At 40.3% G+C, this 15,473-nt stretch carries 16 protein-coding genes; 3 read left to right on the top strand and 13 right to left on the bottom strand.

From position 1 onward, the window contains the following. Positions 1-58 precede the first annotated feature (58 nt). Both IUZ65_RS04895 and IUZ65_RS04890 read right to left on the bottom strand, forming a co-directional pair. On the bottom strand, positions 59-1,015 hold the full coding sequence (locus IUZ65_RS04895; protein ID WP_195702675.1) for a Gfo/Idh/MocA family protein: 957 nt from the start codon (positions 1,013-1,015) through the stop codon (positions 59-61). A 195-nt stretch (positions 1,016-1,210) separates the two neighbouring features. Then, complete coding sequence (locus IUZ65_RS04890; RefSeq protein ID WP_195702674.1) at positions 1,211-1,516, bottom strand: monooxygenase; 306 nt, start codon at positions 1,514-1,516, stop codon at positions 1,211-1,213. 144 nt (positions 1,517-1,660) lie between these two features. On the opposite strand from IUZ65_RS04890, the gene IUZ65_RS04885 reads away from it, so the two are divergent. After that, a complete protein-coding gene (locus IUZ65_RS04885; RefSeq protein ID WP_195702673.1) occupies positions 1,661-2,572 on the top strand; it encodes a LysR family transcriptional regulator in 912 nt (303 codons plus the stop codon). Between the two features lie 56 nt (positions 2,573-2,628). On the opposite strand, the gene IUZ65_RS04880 is transcribed toward IUZ65_RS04885, so the two are convergent. The 7 genes from IUZ65_RS04880 to IUZ65_RS04850 all read right to left on the bottom strand — a co-directional run bounded on the left by IUZ65_RS04880 (position 2,629) and on the right by IUZ65_RS04850 (position 9,300). Beyond that, on the bottom strand, positions 2,629-2,763 hold the full coding sequence (locus IUZ65_RS04880; protein ID WP_231363610.1) for a DOPA 4,5-dioxygenase family protein: 135 nt from the start codon (positions 2,761-2,763) through the stop codon (positions 2,629-2,631). An 83-nt stretch (positions 2,764-2,846) separates the two neighbouring features. Beyond that, on the bottom strand, positions 2,847-3,455 hold the full coding sequence (locus tag IUZ65_RS04875; RefSeq protein WP_195702672.1) for a HutD/Ves family protein: 609 nt from the start codon (positions 3,453-3,455) through the stop codon (positions 2,847-2,849). Positions 3,456-3,551: 96 nt separating this feature from the next. Next, complete coding sequence (locus IUZ65_RS04870; protein ID WP_195702671.1) at positions 3,552-4,670, bottom strand: DNA alkylation repair protein; 1,119 nt, start codon at positions 4,668-4,670, stop codon at positions 3,552-3,554. Between the two features lie 63 nt (positions 4,671-4,733). Next, positions 4,734-5,642 (bottom strand): RNA polymerase sigma factor, encoded by a 909-nt coding sequence (locus IUZ65_RS04865; protein WP_195702670.1) that lies wholly within the window; start codon positions 5,640-5,642, stop codon positions 4,734-4,736. Beyond that, a complete protein-coding gene (locus IUZ65_RS04860; RefSeq protein WP_195702669.1) occupies positions 5,639-6,310 on the bottom strand; it encodes a hypothetical protein in 672 nt (223 codons plus the stop codon). Before IUZ65_RS04860 ends, IUZ65_RS04865 begins: the two co-directional genes overlap by 4 nt. Before the next feature lie 221 nt (positions 6,311-6,531). Continuing rightward, positions 6,532-7,626: a glycerophosphodiester phosphodiesterase gene (glpQ, locus tag IUZ65_RS04855; RefSeq protein WP_195702668.1), complete on the bottom strand. Its 1,095-nt coding sequence runs from the start codon at positions 7,624-7,626 to the stop codon at positions 6,532-6,534. Positions 7,627-8,205: 579 nt separating this feature from the next. Further along, positions 8,206-9,300 carry a bifunctional transcriptional activator/DNA repair enzyme AdaA gene (locus tag IUZ65_RS04850; RefSeq protein WP_229637980.1) on the bottom strand — a complete coding sequence of 365 codons (1,095 nt, stop codon included), beginning with the start codon at positions 9,298-9,300 and terminating at the stop codon, positions 8,206-8,208. A 160-nt stretch (positions 9,301-9,460) separates the two neighbouring features. On the opposite strand from IUZ65_RS04850, the gene IUZ65_RS04845 reads away from it, so the two are divergent. Beyond that, positions 9,461-10,384: a DMT family transporter gene (locus IUZ65_RS04845; RefSeq protein WP_195702667.1), complete on the top strand. Its 924-nt coding sequence runs from the start codon at positions 9,461-9,463 to the stop codon at positions 10,382-10,384. A gap of 179 nt (positions 10,385-10,563) precedes the next feature. On the opposite strand, the gene IUZ65_RS04840 is transcribed toward IUZ65_RS04845, so the two are convergent. From IUZ65_RS04840 to IUZ65_RS04825, 4 genes are all read right to left on the bottom strand, one after another. Next, the gene (locus tag IUZ65_RS04840; protein WP_195702666.1) at positions 10,564-12,474 is read right to left on the bottom strand and encodes a methyl-accepting chemotaxis protein; all 1,911 of its coding nucleotides are present in this window, start codon (positions 12,472-12,474) and stop codon (positions 10,564-10,566) included. Between the two features lie 496 nt (positions 12,475-12,970). Continuing rightward, complete coding sequence (locus tag IUZ65_RS04835; protein WP_195702665.1) at positions 12,971-13,222, bottom strand: DUF2999 family protein; 252 nt, start codon at positions 13,220-13,222, stop codon at positions 12,971-12,973. Between the two features lie 236 nt (positions 13,223-13,458). Further along, positions 13,459-13,803, bottom strand: a complete 345-nt coding sequence (locus IUZ65_RS04830; protein ID WP_195702664.1) for a DUF3316 domain-containing protein — start codon at positions 13,801-13,803, stop codon at positions 13,459-13,461. Positions 13,804-14,073: 270 nt separating this feature from the next. Then, positions 14,074-14,976: a LysR family transcriptional regulator gene (locus IUZ65_RS04825; protein WP_195702663.1), complete on the bottom strand. Its 903-nt coding sequence runs from the start codon at positions 14,974-14,976 to the stop codon at positions 14,074-14,076. Positions 14,977-15,069: 93 nt separating this feature from the next. Between IUZ65_RS04825 and IUZ65_RS04820 the strand changes: the two genes are divergently transcribed. Continuing rightward, positions 15,070-15,345, top strand: a complete 276-nt coding sequence (locus IUZ65_RS04820) for a DUF1330 domain-containing protein (RefSeq protein ID WP_195702662.1) — start codon at positions 15,070-15,072, stop codon at positions 15,343-15,345. Positions 15,346-15,473: the final 128 nt, after the last annotated feature.

Below are 15,473 nucleotides of genomic sequence, written 5' to 3'. Positions count from 1 at the left end.
ATACCCTCAAGACCAATATTTTATATCATAGTCTCTTTTCAGCGTATTCACGACTAACTTAACGTAAGTTATTCTTTGGTTGTCTCAAGATCTGAGACGTAATTTTTTGGCATAAGCAATCAGCTAGCTGATGCGATGCAATATTTCTTGATACTATTTTGCTGTCCAACTTACCTTCTTCTACCACTTGTACCCAATCATCTATCATCGCCTCAAAGCCTTTACTGGTTAACATTGGTGTCCAATCTTTGAGCGTAAGTTTCGTTTGAGTACTTTCTTGCCATACACAACCTTGATAGAAAGAATCAAATCTATACGATTTTCCTGCATAGTTTGCTGTCACTATTTCGTTCGTCGTTCCGTGTTGTCTGTTCATTGAGGCATGTAGCAATATTCCATTTTGCTGCCACTGAATATCCAGCCGTGCCAATAAACCATCCCGAGATTGATGAGTTACATAGGCATCAAAAAGATCAGATTTCGCATTCAAATTAATGCTATCTAAAGGGTGAATAAAATCATCAAATATAAAATCTCTTATATTTCCTAACTGATTATATCGGTTTTTTTCCCAACGTAGTGACGATAATTGTTCATGATTAGAATCATGCTGTATACCAATTAAATGCTGATTATAAAGGGGGATATGACGCCGATTAAACCCAATGTAGAGAGGTTGAGCCTTTTGCTCCGCAATATCATAAAGTTTCTCACAATGCTCAACACTATTAGCTAATGGCTTATCGACAAAGGTAGCAATACCTTGCTTTAAAAAAAATTGCGCTATTTCTGGATGAACGACCGTTGCAGCATGAACCATCACAGCGTCAACGTTAAATCGAATCAATTCTTTATAATCTGTACAATACTCAGTGACTCGATATTTACTCGCTAAAGAAGACAATACCTTCGAGTTTCTTGTACAAAACACCAGTTCAATACCAGGCTTCTGCGCCAAAACTGGCAAATATGCTTTTTGTGCAATATCACCCATTCCAATTATGCCAATCTTCATCTTATTACATCCATTTTTACTCTCTATTGAAGCTAGTATGTATTGATGTTCTTAATAGGTAAAGTAATAGCAATACCATCTATTTCTTATTTTCAAATAGCACAAAGCCTCATCAAATTGATGAGGCCAAAGAGAACACATATCTTAAAGTAAAAAGCCTATGTCCCATCATGCTGTAAAACTCGCCCAACCAATTTAATTTGTTGGCCCATTGTTGATATAGGTAAGGGATTCATTCACATCAAAAATTATACCTCTAATATCCGTGACACCCATTTTTTCTAAACGATTCGAATGCATTTCCATATAATTTTTAGCGAGGGTTTCATTTTCAAAAAGGTAAATACCACCACCTAATTGACTTTTTTCACTCTCAGTCCAGATCTTCCAAATCATTCCTGGCTCTTGATTGATAGACTCTGCCAAATTTGTCATCGCTTTCGTCATATCTTCCGCAAAAGGGCCAATGTGGCTAAAATCTACTTGTAACAACTTACGCATTTTACTTCTCCAGTTTGTTCAATAAACGCTATCCAAGTAGCCAACATATTGATGACTACGGCTCATCTAGTGCTGACAATATACCTTTATTATTTCTACATAAAAGTTCATAATTTAGCCAAATACTGTAGATAAAATAGACCAATGAGACTTAAAACAACATTAGAACAATGGGCGACACTACAAGCAGTCGATCGCGCAGGAAGCATTCAGTCAGCTGCAAATGATCTAAATAAAAGCCATACAACCTTGATTTATGCTATCCGAAAGTTAGAAGAGCGACTCGGTCTAACATTAGTTCAAGTTAAGGGTCGAAGAGCGGTACTAACAAATGAGGGGAAATCTATTTTGAGGCGAGCTGACTCTATGCTCGAACAAGCTCAGCAACTAGAAGTAATAAGTCAACAAATATCTAAAGGGGTTGAAACCGAAATTACTATTGCGATTGACCACCTATGCAATAGACAATGGATATTTCCTTCGCTTAGAGAGTTCTACCGCCAAAACTTCACTACCTCTGTTCAATTAATCGAAACGTCCATGTCCAGTACAACAGCAACAGTGCTTTCCAAAAAAGCGGATATAGCCATCATCAATATTCCTATTACCAATTTCCCCGCAGAAGTGTTTGGTACAACCATGATGGTTCCTGTGGTGGCAAGTTATCATCCATTGGCAAATAAAAAGACATTATGTTTGTCGGATCTAAAGACAGAAACTCAAGTAGTCATAAGAGATCTTGGTGAAGAATCAGATGAAAAAAGTCGTAAGGTTGGTTGGTTGAAATCTCAACAAAGATTAACAGTAGACAATTTTGACCATGCCCTACAGGCTGTCTTAGATGGTGTTGGGTTTTGCCGTCTCCCTCAACATATTGTTGATACGCTAGATGCTAATAGAATCGTCACTTTATCCCTTGAAAACGCCAACCGTTACCAGATTCCTACTCATATTACTTTACCCAAAGGTGAAGAATCGGGTCCTGCTGCACGCGCATTATACGAACGGTTATTATCTAGCGCGAATCGTAGGTTGAACTTTTCTCCAACCAATTAATACACCATGTTGATCCACCGGATACCGCGACAGTCATCCTTTCTTAGTTTCAAAACTTAGAAACCATGCAGGTCCAATTCCACGGCATCACCCAACCTATATGCATTGATCGTGTGGTCAGCTAAAGCATCGCCTGTTGAACCATGAACAAGAACGCTTAGGTTGCCGTGGTGATTATCTAACCAAGGTATAAAGGCGTCAAAATCTTCATTACGAAATAGAATTTGGCAACGACTCTATGTTAATACGTAGAGTGACGGCGTTTGAAAACACTTTATTTCCCTGATATTTCGATAAGTACACCGTTGCCATCTGTGACCAAAAAATCTTTTCCCAATAAGACTTCTTCACCTCTTAAACAAAGTAAGCTACCTGCGGGTAGATGAATGGGTTGTGTTTCTACCGTGTTGATATTCGGATGGATAGTACAAGCGTTATTAGCATAAAATGCACTAAATATATGATAATCCGAGCCAGGTAGCGTCAACGGTTGCCCAGAAGTAACGGCAAAAACCTTAGCTTGTGTGTCCACCTCACGAACCATAATGTTGAGATCGTCAATCCCTTCATTTTTTAATGTGGCGTAGGTTTTGTCACCACCAGAGAAACGCGCGATATCTAACGGTTTTTTTAATGTATGGGAATGGTTGTGAGATTGATTCTTATGCTCCAGTGTCATGCCATTACCAGACAAGAGAACCAAAGTGCGGTGTAACCCGCTAAAGTCCGAAAATAGTCCATTGTCTACGACACGCGCTTGGCTAATGCGAAAGCGTAGCCCATGTTGATCGTCACTACGTTGGATCTCAAATGTTTTACCAAGGCCATTTTTCCATGGCATACATTTGTATTCGCTTTTCATAATTATTTGAAAATTAGGCATCAAATATCTCTTTATTTTGAATGACTACAACGGCGACATACACTTTAGAACCTGAGCGATAAGAACCCAAGATGTATGTCCCTTTTATGTTACCCGTCAGGTCTCTGCATCTGGCATTAATAAATCAAACGATAATCTATGGCTTTCTTGACCATTTAAAATTATCGATAATTCATGAGTACCAGTGTAGAACTTTCTCGTCGTGATGATTTTAAAGTTTTGCTTTCTGTCTATCTCATAACTACGGTTAGGCTCTACTTCGCGCTCACTAATTTTGAAGACTTTTTTAGAAAGTTCACCATTATTCTTCATATAATAGAGCCCATATTCGAGCCTTAACATATGGGTCTTTTTACCCGTATTCACAATAGTAAAAGAGAATGCCAACTGGTCACCAATATAAACGGTGGGTGTCAATATCTGAAAATTAGACAACTCGATATCCCGGCTATCAAACCCAAACAATTCAAGAACCTCTGGCACACCTTGCTTCAACATAGTTCTGCAAGCATGCTTGATGAGGGCATCTGTAGACTTGTTTTTACCATGCCATTCTTTAGCCAACTGAATCACTGTCGCCGCATTATCTTTAGAAATATCGTTGAGATTATTTGCCACACTGCGCCTAACGATGTCACATGGATCATTCTTTAGGTTTCTTAGAATTGATAATATTGGTGCAGGATCGATTTTAAAACTAGGCAGAGCCATCGCCCAAGGCAACCTAGGCCTTGAGCCTTCACTCGCTAGCCTTCTCACCATGTTATTTTCGTGTGATGTCCATCGCAGCATCTGCGCGAGCATCTGCTCTTCATATTTTATGATGAAAGGTCGTACTGCGAATTCGCAACTGGTAAATTGAGTGACTACTTCAAACGCTGAAATGGCATGCTCATAATTATCGAGCCCATACATTGAAATGTATTCAGGCAGAAACATATATTCAATGCTTTCTTCCTTCATACCCGCGGCACGTAAATTCTCGATCAATTGTTTTAGCGTCGAGCTAGACTCAACAAAATCATCAGAGAGAAAATGGTGCAACACCTTAGCCGTGTGAGTCATCCTTTGCTTCAGTTCATAGCCAGCAAATTCATTGCTGAATATCAACTGCATAAACTCATCTTTATCAAAGACAGGAATGGTCAATGCTAAGGTCTCAGATAATTTATTATAAAATGATGCTGAATATATGTCTTTAAATAGGTTACTCATAACGTCCTGTTTCATTTGCGCTAAGGGCAGTGGTAAATTTCGATTCAGTTTAAACTATCTGCCTTAAGATCTGGACAAATCAAAAATACGGTGACATTCAGAGCTATCCAGTAGCCGAATAAGGATACGGTCTACCCCTTCACCAGTACCTTCCAATGGTTCTTGCAGTGGATGTTGGCGATATAACTGCCCATAGGCATTATCTGCAAACTCATCCAGTGGTTGCGTTTCTAATTCAGCCTTGTCTTTCATATTTTTCAAATGAGTACCGGTAAACTTTAGCTGATTGGGGTCAAGCCAACCTTCTTTCATAAAACCAGAGGCTTTACGTTCACAGCGGCAAGGGTTCGAAAGGTCAACCAACCCGCATTTATTTTGCATGAAACTATGTAAATCTCGGCGTGCACGAGATAACTTTTGTCTGAAATTACCGGGGGTAATAGCGAGTATATCTGCAGCAATCGGTGCGCTAGCTTCAAATATATCAGCGAGGATATATACCAATCGTTGCTCTCTAGTTAAGCACAACAACATACCTAACATACAGCCAACTTTAGCCTCTTCAATGATTAACACACGATCGGGTTCATCCTCTATTGCCAGTTGTAAATCTTTGTTATCAATAGCATCTAGGTCATCCCCATAAGCTTCAAAACCTGAAAAAACACTTTCTATCGGACCTCGTTTGCTATCCAAAAAACAGTTCGTCACAATCCGGTATGCCCAAGTTCGGAAAGAGGAACGACCTTCAAATTGAGCGATTCTAGTGACAATCTTAAGCAACGCTTCTTGCGTAATATCTTGCGCATTTTGAGGATTAAGCACCATGCGGACAGCCATATTATATATCCAACCCTGATGACGACGGATCAATGCTTCCAACGCTTGCTTATCCCCCGCGGCAGCAGCAATAGCGAGTTCTGCATCTTCTTGATTATAATGAGTTTCAGCAGTAAAAGGGTTGTATGTCATTTTGTTTTCCCATCTTGTTCATACACAGTAAAAAAATCAAACAACTTTATTTCAGCCGTATTTTGGAAGAAAGCCTGATGCTCTGGCATTAACATTATTTTTGCCGCGGTTTCTTCAGCAGCTTGCTGAGATGACCATGCAATAAAATCAATATAGTCTCCCCCTGTGTTCACTGAAGATAATGCCATGCCAGCATATAGGTTTGAACTATTTTCTAATTCTAGATAAACAGCTGAACGAGACTTTTCTTGTATTGCTATCTCTTTTACCGAATAAGCCGCTAATTCAATCACAGCCTCAGGTCGCATGAATGATTCTAACCCAGTAATGGATGACACTGATTGAAAATAGCCAAAGAGCTCTAATTCTTGAGCCGTACCTGAAAATGAATCACGAACAGATTTGGTTGTCCGAGTGACATTGATTTCTTCCCACAGGTTAATGTCCGCAAATAAATAGGGGTCAGCCAAAGATTGCAGATGAATACCGCGAATGAAGCCGGGTAGCGCTTTTTCATCCTCAGCTAAATGTCGAGATAATTTCGGATGTTGTACTGATGGCTCAACCCGATATATTACAACCTCCACAAACGGGGTGACTTGAGGCGCGGCGACTGCAGCCTCCATAACGGCAAGAGATAGACCCATTGTAGCGATAGTTTTTTTCATTATTTTTCCTATATTTGTCTTAAGATCACCTAAAAAATTTAGGCTCTATAGAGTTAGACGCAGTACAAGAAAGGACTGTTACAGTTTACAGACGATTTTATACAATAATTTGTCTCTATTGTTTTCTTATCAAATGATAATCGTGGCACCCAGAAACAAAAAAACCAGCGCATATCAGCGCTGGTTTTCCATTTTTAGTCGAACTAAAAACGTAATCTATATTACTTTGTATCTAAAAACTTGACCGCTTTATCCGTGAAATCAGTGAAGACGCCGTCAACGCCTACTTTAAAGTAGAACACATCTAACATGTCATCAAAGTTTTTTGCATAGGAAGGAATACGACCTTGATCCGCTCTGAACGTATAAGGATGCACTTCTAACCCTGCCAATTTAGCTTCGGTCATTAATGGTTTAACAATGATATTGTCATAAGTCGACTTGTCGTCAACCAACATCGGTTTCCATGGGCCTATACCATCCGCATACTTCGCCACTTTTGCCATAGCTCCAGGCATGAACATCCAATCATAGTCATAAGGCGTGGCTTTTCCTTCCTTATCAACGACCATGGTTTCATTCCAACTTGTTTCCGCTAAAAGCTGCACAACTTTCAGATCAATATTCATCTTCGGCATCAGCACCTCAGCAATACGTTTAGTTTCGATAGGGTCAAAACACTGAACATAAACCATATCGTCTTTACTGTCGTAACCATACGCCTTAAGCGTTTCTAGCACGGCCAAGGAAATGTCTTTTCCTTCCTTTTTATGAAGCCAAGGCGCTTTGATTTCCGGATAAATACCGACGCTACGCTTGGTGGATTTATTTAGCCCCTGAATGAGTTCAATGGCTTCTGCAAAGGTAGCGACTTGGAAGTTTGACTGCCACAGTGGAAAGCGTTCTGGAAAGCCTGCTTTTGAAAGATCCTGCACTTGATCAGGATCTGAATTGTCCGGTATTTTGAATCCTTCTGTGACTCGCAAAGTTTTGATTTCAGCTAACGTAAAATCAATAGCGAACCAACGCTTTACACCATCAATTGTGCGAAATCGTTCCGGGAATTGACTCATTACATCGGTCGTGCGGTCCAGAGTATGATCATGCAGAACAACCAGTTTATTATCTTTAGTCATCACTACATCTTGTTCGATATAATCAGCCCCCATAAAATAGGCAGCAGAATACGCTTCAAGGGTATGTTCAGGAAGGTAGCCACTTGCACCTCTGTGCGCTATAACAAGTTTATCTGAACTGGCAAACACCGATCCCGCAATGGAAGCCAGTATCGCGGCAGTAATAAGTTGTTTCTTCATTATTTCGTCCTTTTTTTTGTAATCACTATTTTTATATCTAATAAACAAAACGGATTTATTACTTCCTGTCAAAATTGACGCAAACAACGACCAACCTAAAATGAATCGAACGTTCGATTCTCACTACCCAAAAGCCTCTTACATAAGAGAATAAAAACAGCAAAGCAATACCATTCATGATTTTCATTCATAGAAAACGAACATAAAACCAAATATTTTCGAACGAATAGTGCTCATATGAACATTAAGTTACCGTGACAAAGTCCTAATAAATGATCTTACGTAGCGTAGCGGAGGAATCTATGGGAGCGGCATCACTATATATCTTATTGTTTTAAAAGAATCTAGTTGCCAGATAGATTATGGGAATGAAAAGATAGTATCGCTTGAAGTCTAAAATAGTCGACGTGTGATTTATCTATAAAACATAGCATAGCAGCCAATACGAGCATTAAACGAGCATTAAACGAAGCTGCCATGTATGGCCTATTCTTAGGCAATAGAGTTCGTCATCTCTTTAATCTTAATTACCGGCTTGCTGATTGCCGCGTTCAATGCTGGTAGATAGGCTTGACGCTTTTATAACCCTGCTCTTTCCTTATCTAACAGAGTTCGTTTGCGTTCCAACCCCCATCGATATCCTCCCAAAGAACCGTCACTCCTTAAGACGCGGTGACATGGAATTAATACGCCGATAGGGTTTTTTCCGCAAGCCGTTCCTACCGCTCGAACCGCTTTAGGGTTATCGATTTGTTCTGCGACTTCACCATAACTCACTACATCGCCTTCTTTGATGCTGAGTAAAAACTGCCACACTTTTATCTGAAATGCCGTCCCTCTAATATCGAGAGGAACATCTGGTCTGGGGGCGCCTTGATTGACATGCTTATCTAAGGCATTCATCCAATTATCTAGATCGAGGGCATTTTGCGCGGCAGAAAGGATCAGCTCTGCATTGGGGAACTCTTTGGACAACAGGGAAAGCAGGATACTTCCATCGTCTCCAAACTGCACGGAGCAGACTCCCTTATCTGTGGCGGCCATCATCATGTATCCGAATGCTGTTTTTCGGCAAGCATAGTGAATAACCTCACCATCACCACCCGCGCGATAGGCTTTCGGTGTCATTCCAATATTGCGAGTAGCCTCGCCGTATATTCGACTTATAGAGCCGAATCCTGAGGAATAAATCGCATCGGTTACATTGTCTCCCTCTTTTAGCGATCGCTTGAATCTGCGCATTCGAATTGCGTCCTGATACTGTTTTGGGGAGACACCAAATACATTTTTAAATACCCTCTGTAATCGAGACGGAGAAAGACCCGCTATCTCGCCTAGTTGCAACAGTGTTATTTTATCCTCTATGTGCTCTTCAATATAACGAACCACTTCGATAAGCTTTTCTGTTTTTGCATTTTTTCCTGCAGGATAACAACGTTTACAAGGTCGATATCCCGCTTGAATCGCAGATTCGATATCAGGTAAGAACCTTATATTTTCTGGATGAGCAGATTTGGTCGGACATGAGGGCATGCAAAACACACCGGTTGTAATAACACCGTAATAAAACTGTCCGTCATAGGACTTATCTCGGCTTTCTATTGCCTTATTCATCAGGCTTTCAGACGGCATTGCCATGACTGCACTCTCTTTTATAGCGAATAACAAAACCATATCACCATACTTTCATTTACTCTTCTATCTGATTTTTGCCGAACAATTGTAGATAGCACATAAAGAAGAGAAATGAATATGACGCAATATTCGGATGTTTTCGTCATTCAGGGTCAACTAGTATGAATTCAACACATACCAATACAAAATGGAATCGACGATGACATCTTCTATCACTCATGCTATGAATTCGAAAGTATGGTTCATGCTCATTTTACTGTCTATCTTATGGGGCGGATCGTTCTTCTTCGTTGGCATAGCGGTAAATGAACTACCTCCGATTACCATCGTCACTCTTAGAGTGGGTATTGCTGCGGCAACACTGTGGGCTATCGCACTGATGATTGGACTTCGTCCACCAAAAAGCCTAAAAGTATGGGGCACTTTTTTGACGATGGGATTATTAAACAATGTCGTCCCATTTGTTCTTATCGTATGGGGACAAACTCAGATTGCGTCTGGATTGGCTTCGATACTCAACGCAGCGACACCAATATTTACGGTCGTCGTTGCCGGGCTATTGTTGGCAGATGAACGCCCAACACCACTCAAGTTATTTGGTGTTAGCCTTGGTTTTATCGGAGTAGTGGTAATGATTGGCATACCAACATCAAATGGTGAGGGCAAACTACTTGCTCAACTCGCGATAGTTGCGGCCACTTTATCTTATGCTTTTGCAGGGGTGTATGGCCGAAGGTTTAAAAGTTTGGGTCTAAATCCAGTGGTAACGGCAGCAGGACAAGTCACCGCCTCAACACTCATATTGCTACCTATCGCTTTAACCGTTGACGGTCCAATTGAGCTATTGAGTACCAGTACTAAGACATGGGCCGCCATTACAGGGCTAGCCGTTTTTTCAACAGCTATTGCTTATGTTCTCTATTTCAAGATACTTGAGCTGGCGGGAGCAACAAACGTATTACTGGTAACATTGCTCGTTCCTGTCTCCGCCGTTCTACTTGGCTTATTGTTTCTCAACGAATCATTGGCGTTGATTCATTTTCTAGGCATGTTGCTAATTGCACTCGGATTGTCATTTATTGACGGCCGCCTATGGCGCCGCATCAGATCTGCTTTTGCTTAGTGCCCATTCCACTAAGTAACTAGCCCGACGAAATGTACTCAATGGAGCGAGCATGGATAACGAAAAGGGACATCCACCAATCATAGGTGAATATCCCTTCTGCTTTAGCTTCCTTTCTAAGATGCAATTACCGACAATAAGAGGATATTGCTAATAACACTTAAGATTATCGTCTAATACTAAATTTTGAAGCGATTAACTATTGCGACTAGTTGATTGTTCACTTCAGCGACATCTTCAGTATCTTTCAAAGACCGTTGACCGTTATTATCTAGTTCATTAACAATCTCGCTAATCGACGTCATGTTTTTACTTAGTTCTTGCGTGACGCAGCTTTGTTCCTCTGCAGCAGTTGCAATTTGTGTACTAAGATCATGGATATCATCCACATAATTGCTCATCGTTTCTAGGCTAACCGTAACCTCTCCTGCACCATCAGCAGTATCTTGACAACGAGATTTGGTATTGGCCATTGAACTCACAACCGCATCGGTCCCTTTCATCAAGCTGTCTAAAGCCGATTCAACTTCCTGCGTACTGTCTTTCGTTCTACTTGCTAGATTTCGGACTTCATCAGCTACGACAGCGAATCCACGGCCTTGTTCACCTGCTCGTGCAGCTTCAATTGCTGCATTCAGAGCCAGTAAGTTTGTTTGCTCCGCAATCTCACTAATGACACTCAAAATACCATTAATGCTGTGTGTCTCTTTGTTCATGTTCTGTACATTGTCAGCAGAGACATCAACATCCGCGATTAAACCCGAAACGGTGTCCTGAGATAGCGTAGCAATTCGTTTAGATTCAACACTCGTCGCATTTGCTTTTTCGGTTAAACTGGCCGTATTTGCCGCATCACTTGCCATTGAATCTGCTGTCGCATTCATTTCTTCAATTGCGGTAACGACCTGCTCAGTCTCAGAAACATGATTCTGTAAGATATTACTATTGGTTTCAGACTGCTCCCTCATTCTCCCTACATTAGATTGCAACGTAGTGGTTACCTCCCGAATTTCAAGCATCATATCTTGTAAATTTCCGATGAACTTGTTAATACCCTTAGAAATATCTCCAAGCTCGTCGTTCGTTTCAACTTTTAGTCGCTGTGTTAGGTCTGCATCACCACTAGAAAGATTCGTAATAGTTTCTCTTAATACCAAAATAGGCTTATACAACATTTGAATCAGCAGATAACTTAATATTAAACTCAAAATGACTGCAATCACCGATACATAGATAGCCTTGTTTCTCGATTCCTCAAGTTTAGCAAACGCAACCGACTTATCTAGGCCAACAGCAAAGTACCAATCTTTGTCGCCAGCATTAATTCGATGACTAAACAGCACTTTCTCTTGCCCATTCAATTCATATTCAATTACAGAACTCTCTTTCGCTACTGCGCCAAGCGCTACATCCTTAAACCAGGCGAATTCAGTCCCTTTTTGACCAGCCTTAATTGCTGAAGATGACGAAGCCAAAAACATGGTGTCGTGATTTAATATAACGGCGGTTGCACCAGGAATATCATTAGATTGCTTAACCAAGGCGTTCAAAAAATCAAGTTTCATATCTACCGAGATAGTTCCACCTTTGATTTTCTCTATAATCGTTAACCAATACACATCACCATCTCTATATGGTTCTGTTACGGTTGTCCCTGAAGAGTTTCTGCCGTCTTGATACCAAGAACTCTGTGTCACATCACCATCAAACTTGTGATCTGGCCAACTGTCCGTAATCTGATTCCAATAGGCATCGCCAGATTCAAAAGCCAATACTGCACTATTTAAATTCATCGCGTTTGCTAAGAAAAATGTTTGGTCAATTATCTCTTGTTCACTACCCTCAAACTTTTTGTTTTTGTAGAGTTTCGCTAACTTACTAATACCGCCCACTTTTTCATTAATTAGAGTCTCAATAACTCCAGATTTTGCTTCAACATAGTTTTTACTTTCGTTGATAACGCTTTCCGTCAGCGCCTCTTTTTCTTGAAGATAAAGAACAAAACTTACCCCAGATACAGAGAGCCCAACCAAGAGCATTACGGATACAAGCAACAGTTTTTTAAGACCCAGCTGTTTGAAATTCAACATATACACCCTACTTCATAATCATTTGACACTCGGAATAAACCGCGTTCATTTATTACTAATTGTAATTAGAATATCGGCGGTTATACCATTTTCCTTAACAATATTTTTACATTGCTTAGTATCCAATGACATCTGGCTTCACTTAACGTCTAAGCATAAGCGCCGAACTGAGGTATATGTCGCTTTAATTATCTTTAACTTATTTGAAGGGAAGGGACTAATCGAGAATGACCGAGAGGGCATACATCTTGAAACCTAAGGCGTGTGTCCTTTCAGTTTTCTATATATAAGACATGCTTATTTTAGGGGGGGGGCGCACTACACCAACTGTCACGGTTCTAAATTTTTTTGGTGAGCATCCCTTCACCTTTCCAATCAGACTACTTCATTAATGCAAACACCAGAGAAAAAATCGCTCGTCTTTAAGATCACAAAAGGTCGTCAAAGGAGTTCAACTTGAACCCTTTAAACGACCCTTCTAAATTCGCAGACAAATTTACTTTTGAAGTTGTTCTTTCGCTGCTTCTACTTTTGAAAAATCTAGCCCTAACTCATTGACGGCTTCTTTAATCAAAGCGGGGTTTTGCATCACCTGCCCCATTAAAAACTGAAGCTTATCTTGAGGTAAACCCAGTTGACCGATTGATGCCATTGCCGCAAGAGGATTTTGTGTCAACACTTCAAAAAGCTCACGGATCTGTTCGTCGCTAATATTATTCTCTTTCAACATTGCAAGAATTGGGTTCATCACACTACCTTTTAAACACTAAATGAAATAGACGGACAGTCTAGCATTTGACTCAATATGATGACACTCAGAACTGCTATCTTTTCACTCTGGCTTATTTAGTGACTCAGAACTAATTAGAGCCACAGTTAATCAGGACACACACCTCAAAAATGGCATTACATTGACATCTATAGTGACAAAAAAGCTAACAGACCGAGACCTGTTAGCTTTTCAAATTCTAAAACTGGATGATATTAGTCGTTGTTGTTATCGCGGGCATCGAAATGATAATCAACATTGACGATAGCTCGGTAAGATATTTCACCGCGAGCTTCTGAGAACTCTTCAATAGTCACAACTGTGTCGTCAAGCTTAAGATTAGAGACGGTATTTTCTCCAATGGGTGCCAATTTAAAGCGCAATTCTGAATTGGTCGCTGTTTTTAGTACATCTACGTAATCAAACCCTGCTTCATACGCGGCGGCTTTTGAAGAGAAACCGGCTGTTGAAAGGTTTGCTTCGCTATACACCGTTTGAGTGCCTGCAAAGGCGGTAACGCTAACGAGGAGAGTGGCGGCTAGAACGGTTAATTTTTTCATCTTATTTACCCTTAAAGTGTCTGTTAAAAATGAGTGACTACTTGTTGGGGTTACTGCCCCTCTCACTCGATGACGCTATTATTCACTATTTACATGTGACGTACATCACACATATTCGCCATTCATCATGGACGATTTAGCATCAATAAAATGAAAGTTTTAAAGCCGAGGTGTTTTGTGACAAAAGCTAACAAGGAGATACATCTTGAGATCTGAGGTGTATGTCCTCGACTGATTTTTGCGTTTGATTTTCTGCTCGTTCGTTTCTTTTTATATACTGGACTTACTAAAATAGTACTTAAATAGTTGGTAAAAGCGACTGACATGTATTGGTTTTTCATTATTAAATTGATGTAAAAAATAGAAGTGCCAGGCTCTTCCCTGAATCTCAGGTAATACTCTAGTAACCCGTTCGTCAGAAAGCTCTGTTTGGACTAAAAATTCAGGAAACAATGCGACACCCATATCATTCAACACCATCTCCAATACGGTTGTTAGCGTGTTTGCTTTCGCACTGTGTTCGACATTTATAAGCAATTTATTCATTTGTTTATTATCAAATAACTGCAATTCATCGTGCTGCCAAGGGGTTGCTATAAACTTGTATTCTTCTAACTGTTCAATGTTCTTTATATCTCCGTATTGTTTAATGTATCGAGGTGACGCGCAAAATATTTCTGATACTTTCCCTATTGATAACGCGCGATAATTGCAGTCGGGTATGTCACCGCCAAAAATCGCAGCATCTAAATTGTGCTCTATCAAGTCCTGCCACTTGCCTGTCACAACCACTTCTGGTTTTATTTTGGGGAATTCCAAACTCAATTGTCTCAATACAGGAATGATCAAATTTTTTTCAAAAAAAGGAGGAATAGAAACTTTGAAGCTACCGCTAGGTTGGGCTTTTGCACTATCGAGCTCAGTTAGTGTCATAGTCAGTTGTTCACTCAATAATTCACTGCGAGCCAGTAACGTTTCCCCTACGGCAGTCAGCACAACTCCGCGAGTATTACGTATCAATAACTGCTGGTCCGTCGATTCCTCTAAGCGCTTTATTTGCTGACTAACGGCGGACTTACTTAAACCTAACTTTTTAGCTGCCGCTGTAAAAGAGCGCCGATTTGCCACTTCGACGAAAATCAAAAGTAGAGGAGCCAATTTCACACTGTTCATATAATTAAACAACACGTTCATTTTAAGGTTATTGTTTAATAGTCGCTAAACTCCTAAGCTGTGTCAACTCAATCAAACAAGGAAATAGTGCAAATGAAAAGTTTAGTTGTTGTCGACCTGACACCTATAGATAAAAAACAGATTTCAGAATACAGCGCGCAAGCGGCAGAAACATTGAAACCTTTTAATGGTCAATTTATTGCCAAGGGTGAAGTGGAAGTGTTACATGGTGAAGCGATTCACCCAATGAAAGCCATCATCCAGTTTCCAGACAAAGAAAGTGCACAAAACTGGTATAATAGCGCTGAATACCAAGCCATTATTCCGCTACGAGAGAAAGGTATGCACAGTCAATTTCATTTAGTGTGAATACGTTTTTAGATCACTTTTTAAACCAACAAGGTATTCTCTTTATCTCGAGAATACCTTGTTGATTCAAGCTGAGCTATTTCTTTCTAAGGTGTGTGATGAGATGGTCACCTCTGTCTCGGCATCGC

This window comes from Vibrio sp. VB16 (assembly GCF_015594925.2).
GTDB lineage: Bacteria > Pseudomonadota > Gammaproteobacteria > Enterobacterales > Vibrionaceae > Vibrio.
This window is presented reverse-complemented; position numbering and strand designations above follow the sequence as displayed.

Excerpts from the sequence above, each read along its gene's own strand:
- IUZ65_RS04895 (WP_195702675.1), bottom strand. The coding sequence starts at position 1,015 with ATGAAGATTGGCATAATTGGAATGGGTGATATTGCACAAAAAGCATAT.
- IUZ65_RS04890 (WP_195702674.1), bottom strand. The coding sequence starts at position 1,516 with ATGCGTAAGTTGTTACAAGTAGATTTTAGCCACATTGGCCCTTTTGCG.
- IUZ65_RS04885 (WP_195702673.1), top strand. The coding sequence starts at position 1,661 with ATGAGACTTAAAACAACATTAGAACAATGGGCGACACTACAAGCAGTC.
- IUZ65_RS04875 (WP_195702672.1), bottom strand. The coding sequence starts at position 3,455 with ATGCCTAATTTTCAAATAATTATGAAAAGCGAATACAAATGTATGCCA.
- IUZ65_RS04870 (WP_195702671.1), bottom strand. The coding sequence starts at position 4,670 with ATGAGTAACCTATTTAAAGACATATATTCAGCATCATTTTATAATAAA.
- IUZ65_RS04865 (WP_195702670.1), bottom strand. The coding sequence starts at position 5,642 with ATGACATACAACCCTTTTACTGCTGAAACTCATTATAATCAAGAAGAT.
- IUZ65_RS04860 (WP_195702669.1), bottom strand. The coding sequence starts at position 6,310 with ATGAAAAAAACTATCGCTACAATGGGTCTATCTCTTGCCGTTATGGAG.
- glpQ (WP_195702668.1), bottom strand. The coding sequence starts at position 7,626 with ATGAAGAAACAACTTATTACTGCCGCGATACTGGCTTCCATTGCGGGA.
- IUZ65_RS04850 (WP_229637980.1), bottom strand. The coding sequence starts at position 9,300 with ATGGTTTTGTTATTCGCTATAAAAGAGAGTGCAGTCATGGCAATGCCG.
- IUZ65_RS04845 (WP_195702667.1), top strand. The coding sequence starts at position 9,461 with ATGACATCTTCTATCACTCATGCTATGAATTCGAAAGTATGGTTCATG.
- IUZ65_RS04840 (WP_195702666.1), bottom strand. The coding sequence starts at position 12,474 with ATGTTGAATTTCAAACAGCTGGGTCTTAAAAAACTGTTGCTTGTATCC.
- IUZ65_RS04835 (WP_195702665.1), bottom strand. The coding sequence starts at position 13,222 with ATGAACCCAATTCTTGCAATGTTGAAAGAGAATAATATTAGCGACGAA.
- IUZ65_RS04830 (WP_195702664.1), bottom strand. The coding sequence starts at position 13,803 with ATGAAAAAATTAACCGTTCTAGCCGCCACTCTCCTCGTTAGCGTTACC.
- IUZ65_RS04825 (WP_195702663.1), bottom strand. The coding sequence starts at position 14,976 with ATGAACAGTGTGAAATTGGCTCCTCTACTTTTGATTTTCGTCGAAGTG.
- IUZ65_RS04820 (WP_195702662.1), top strand. The coding sequence starts at position 15,070 with ATGAAAAGTTTAGTTGTTGTCGACCTGACACCTATAGATAAAAAACAG.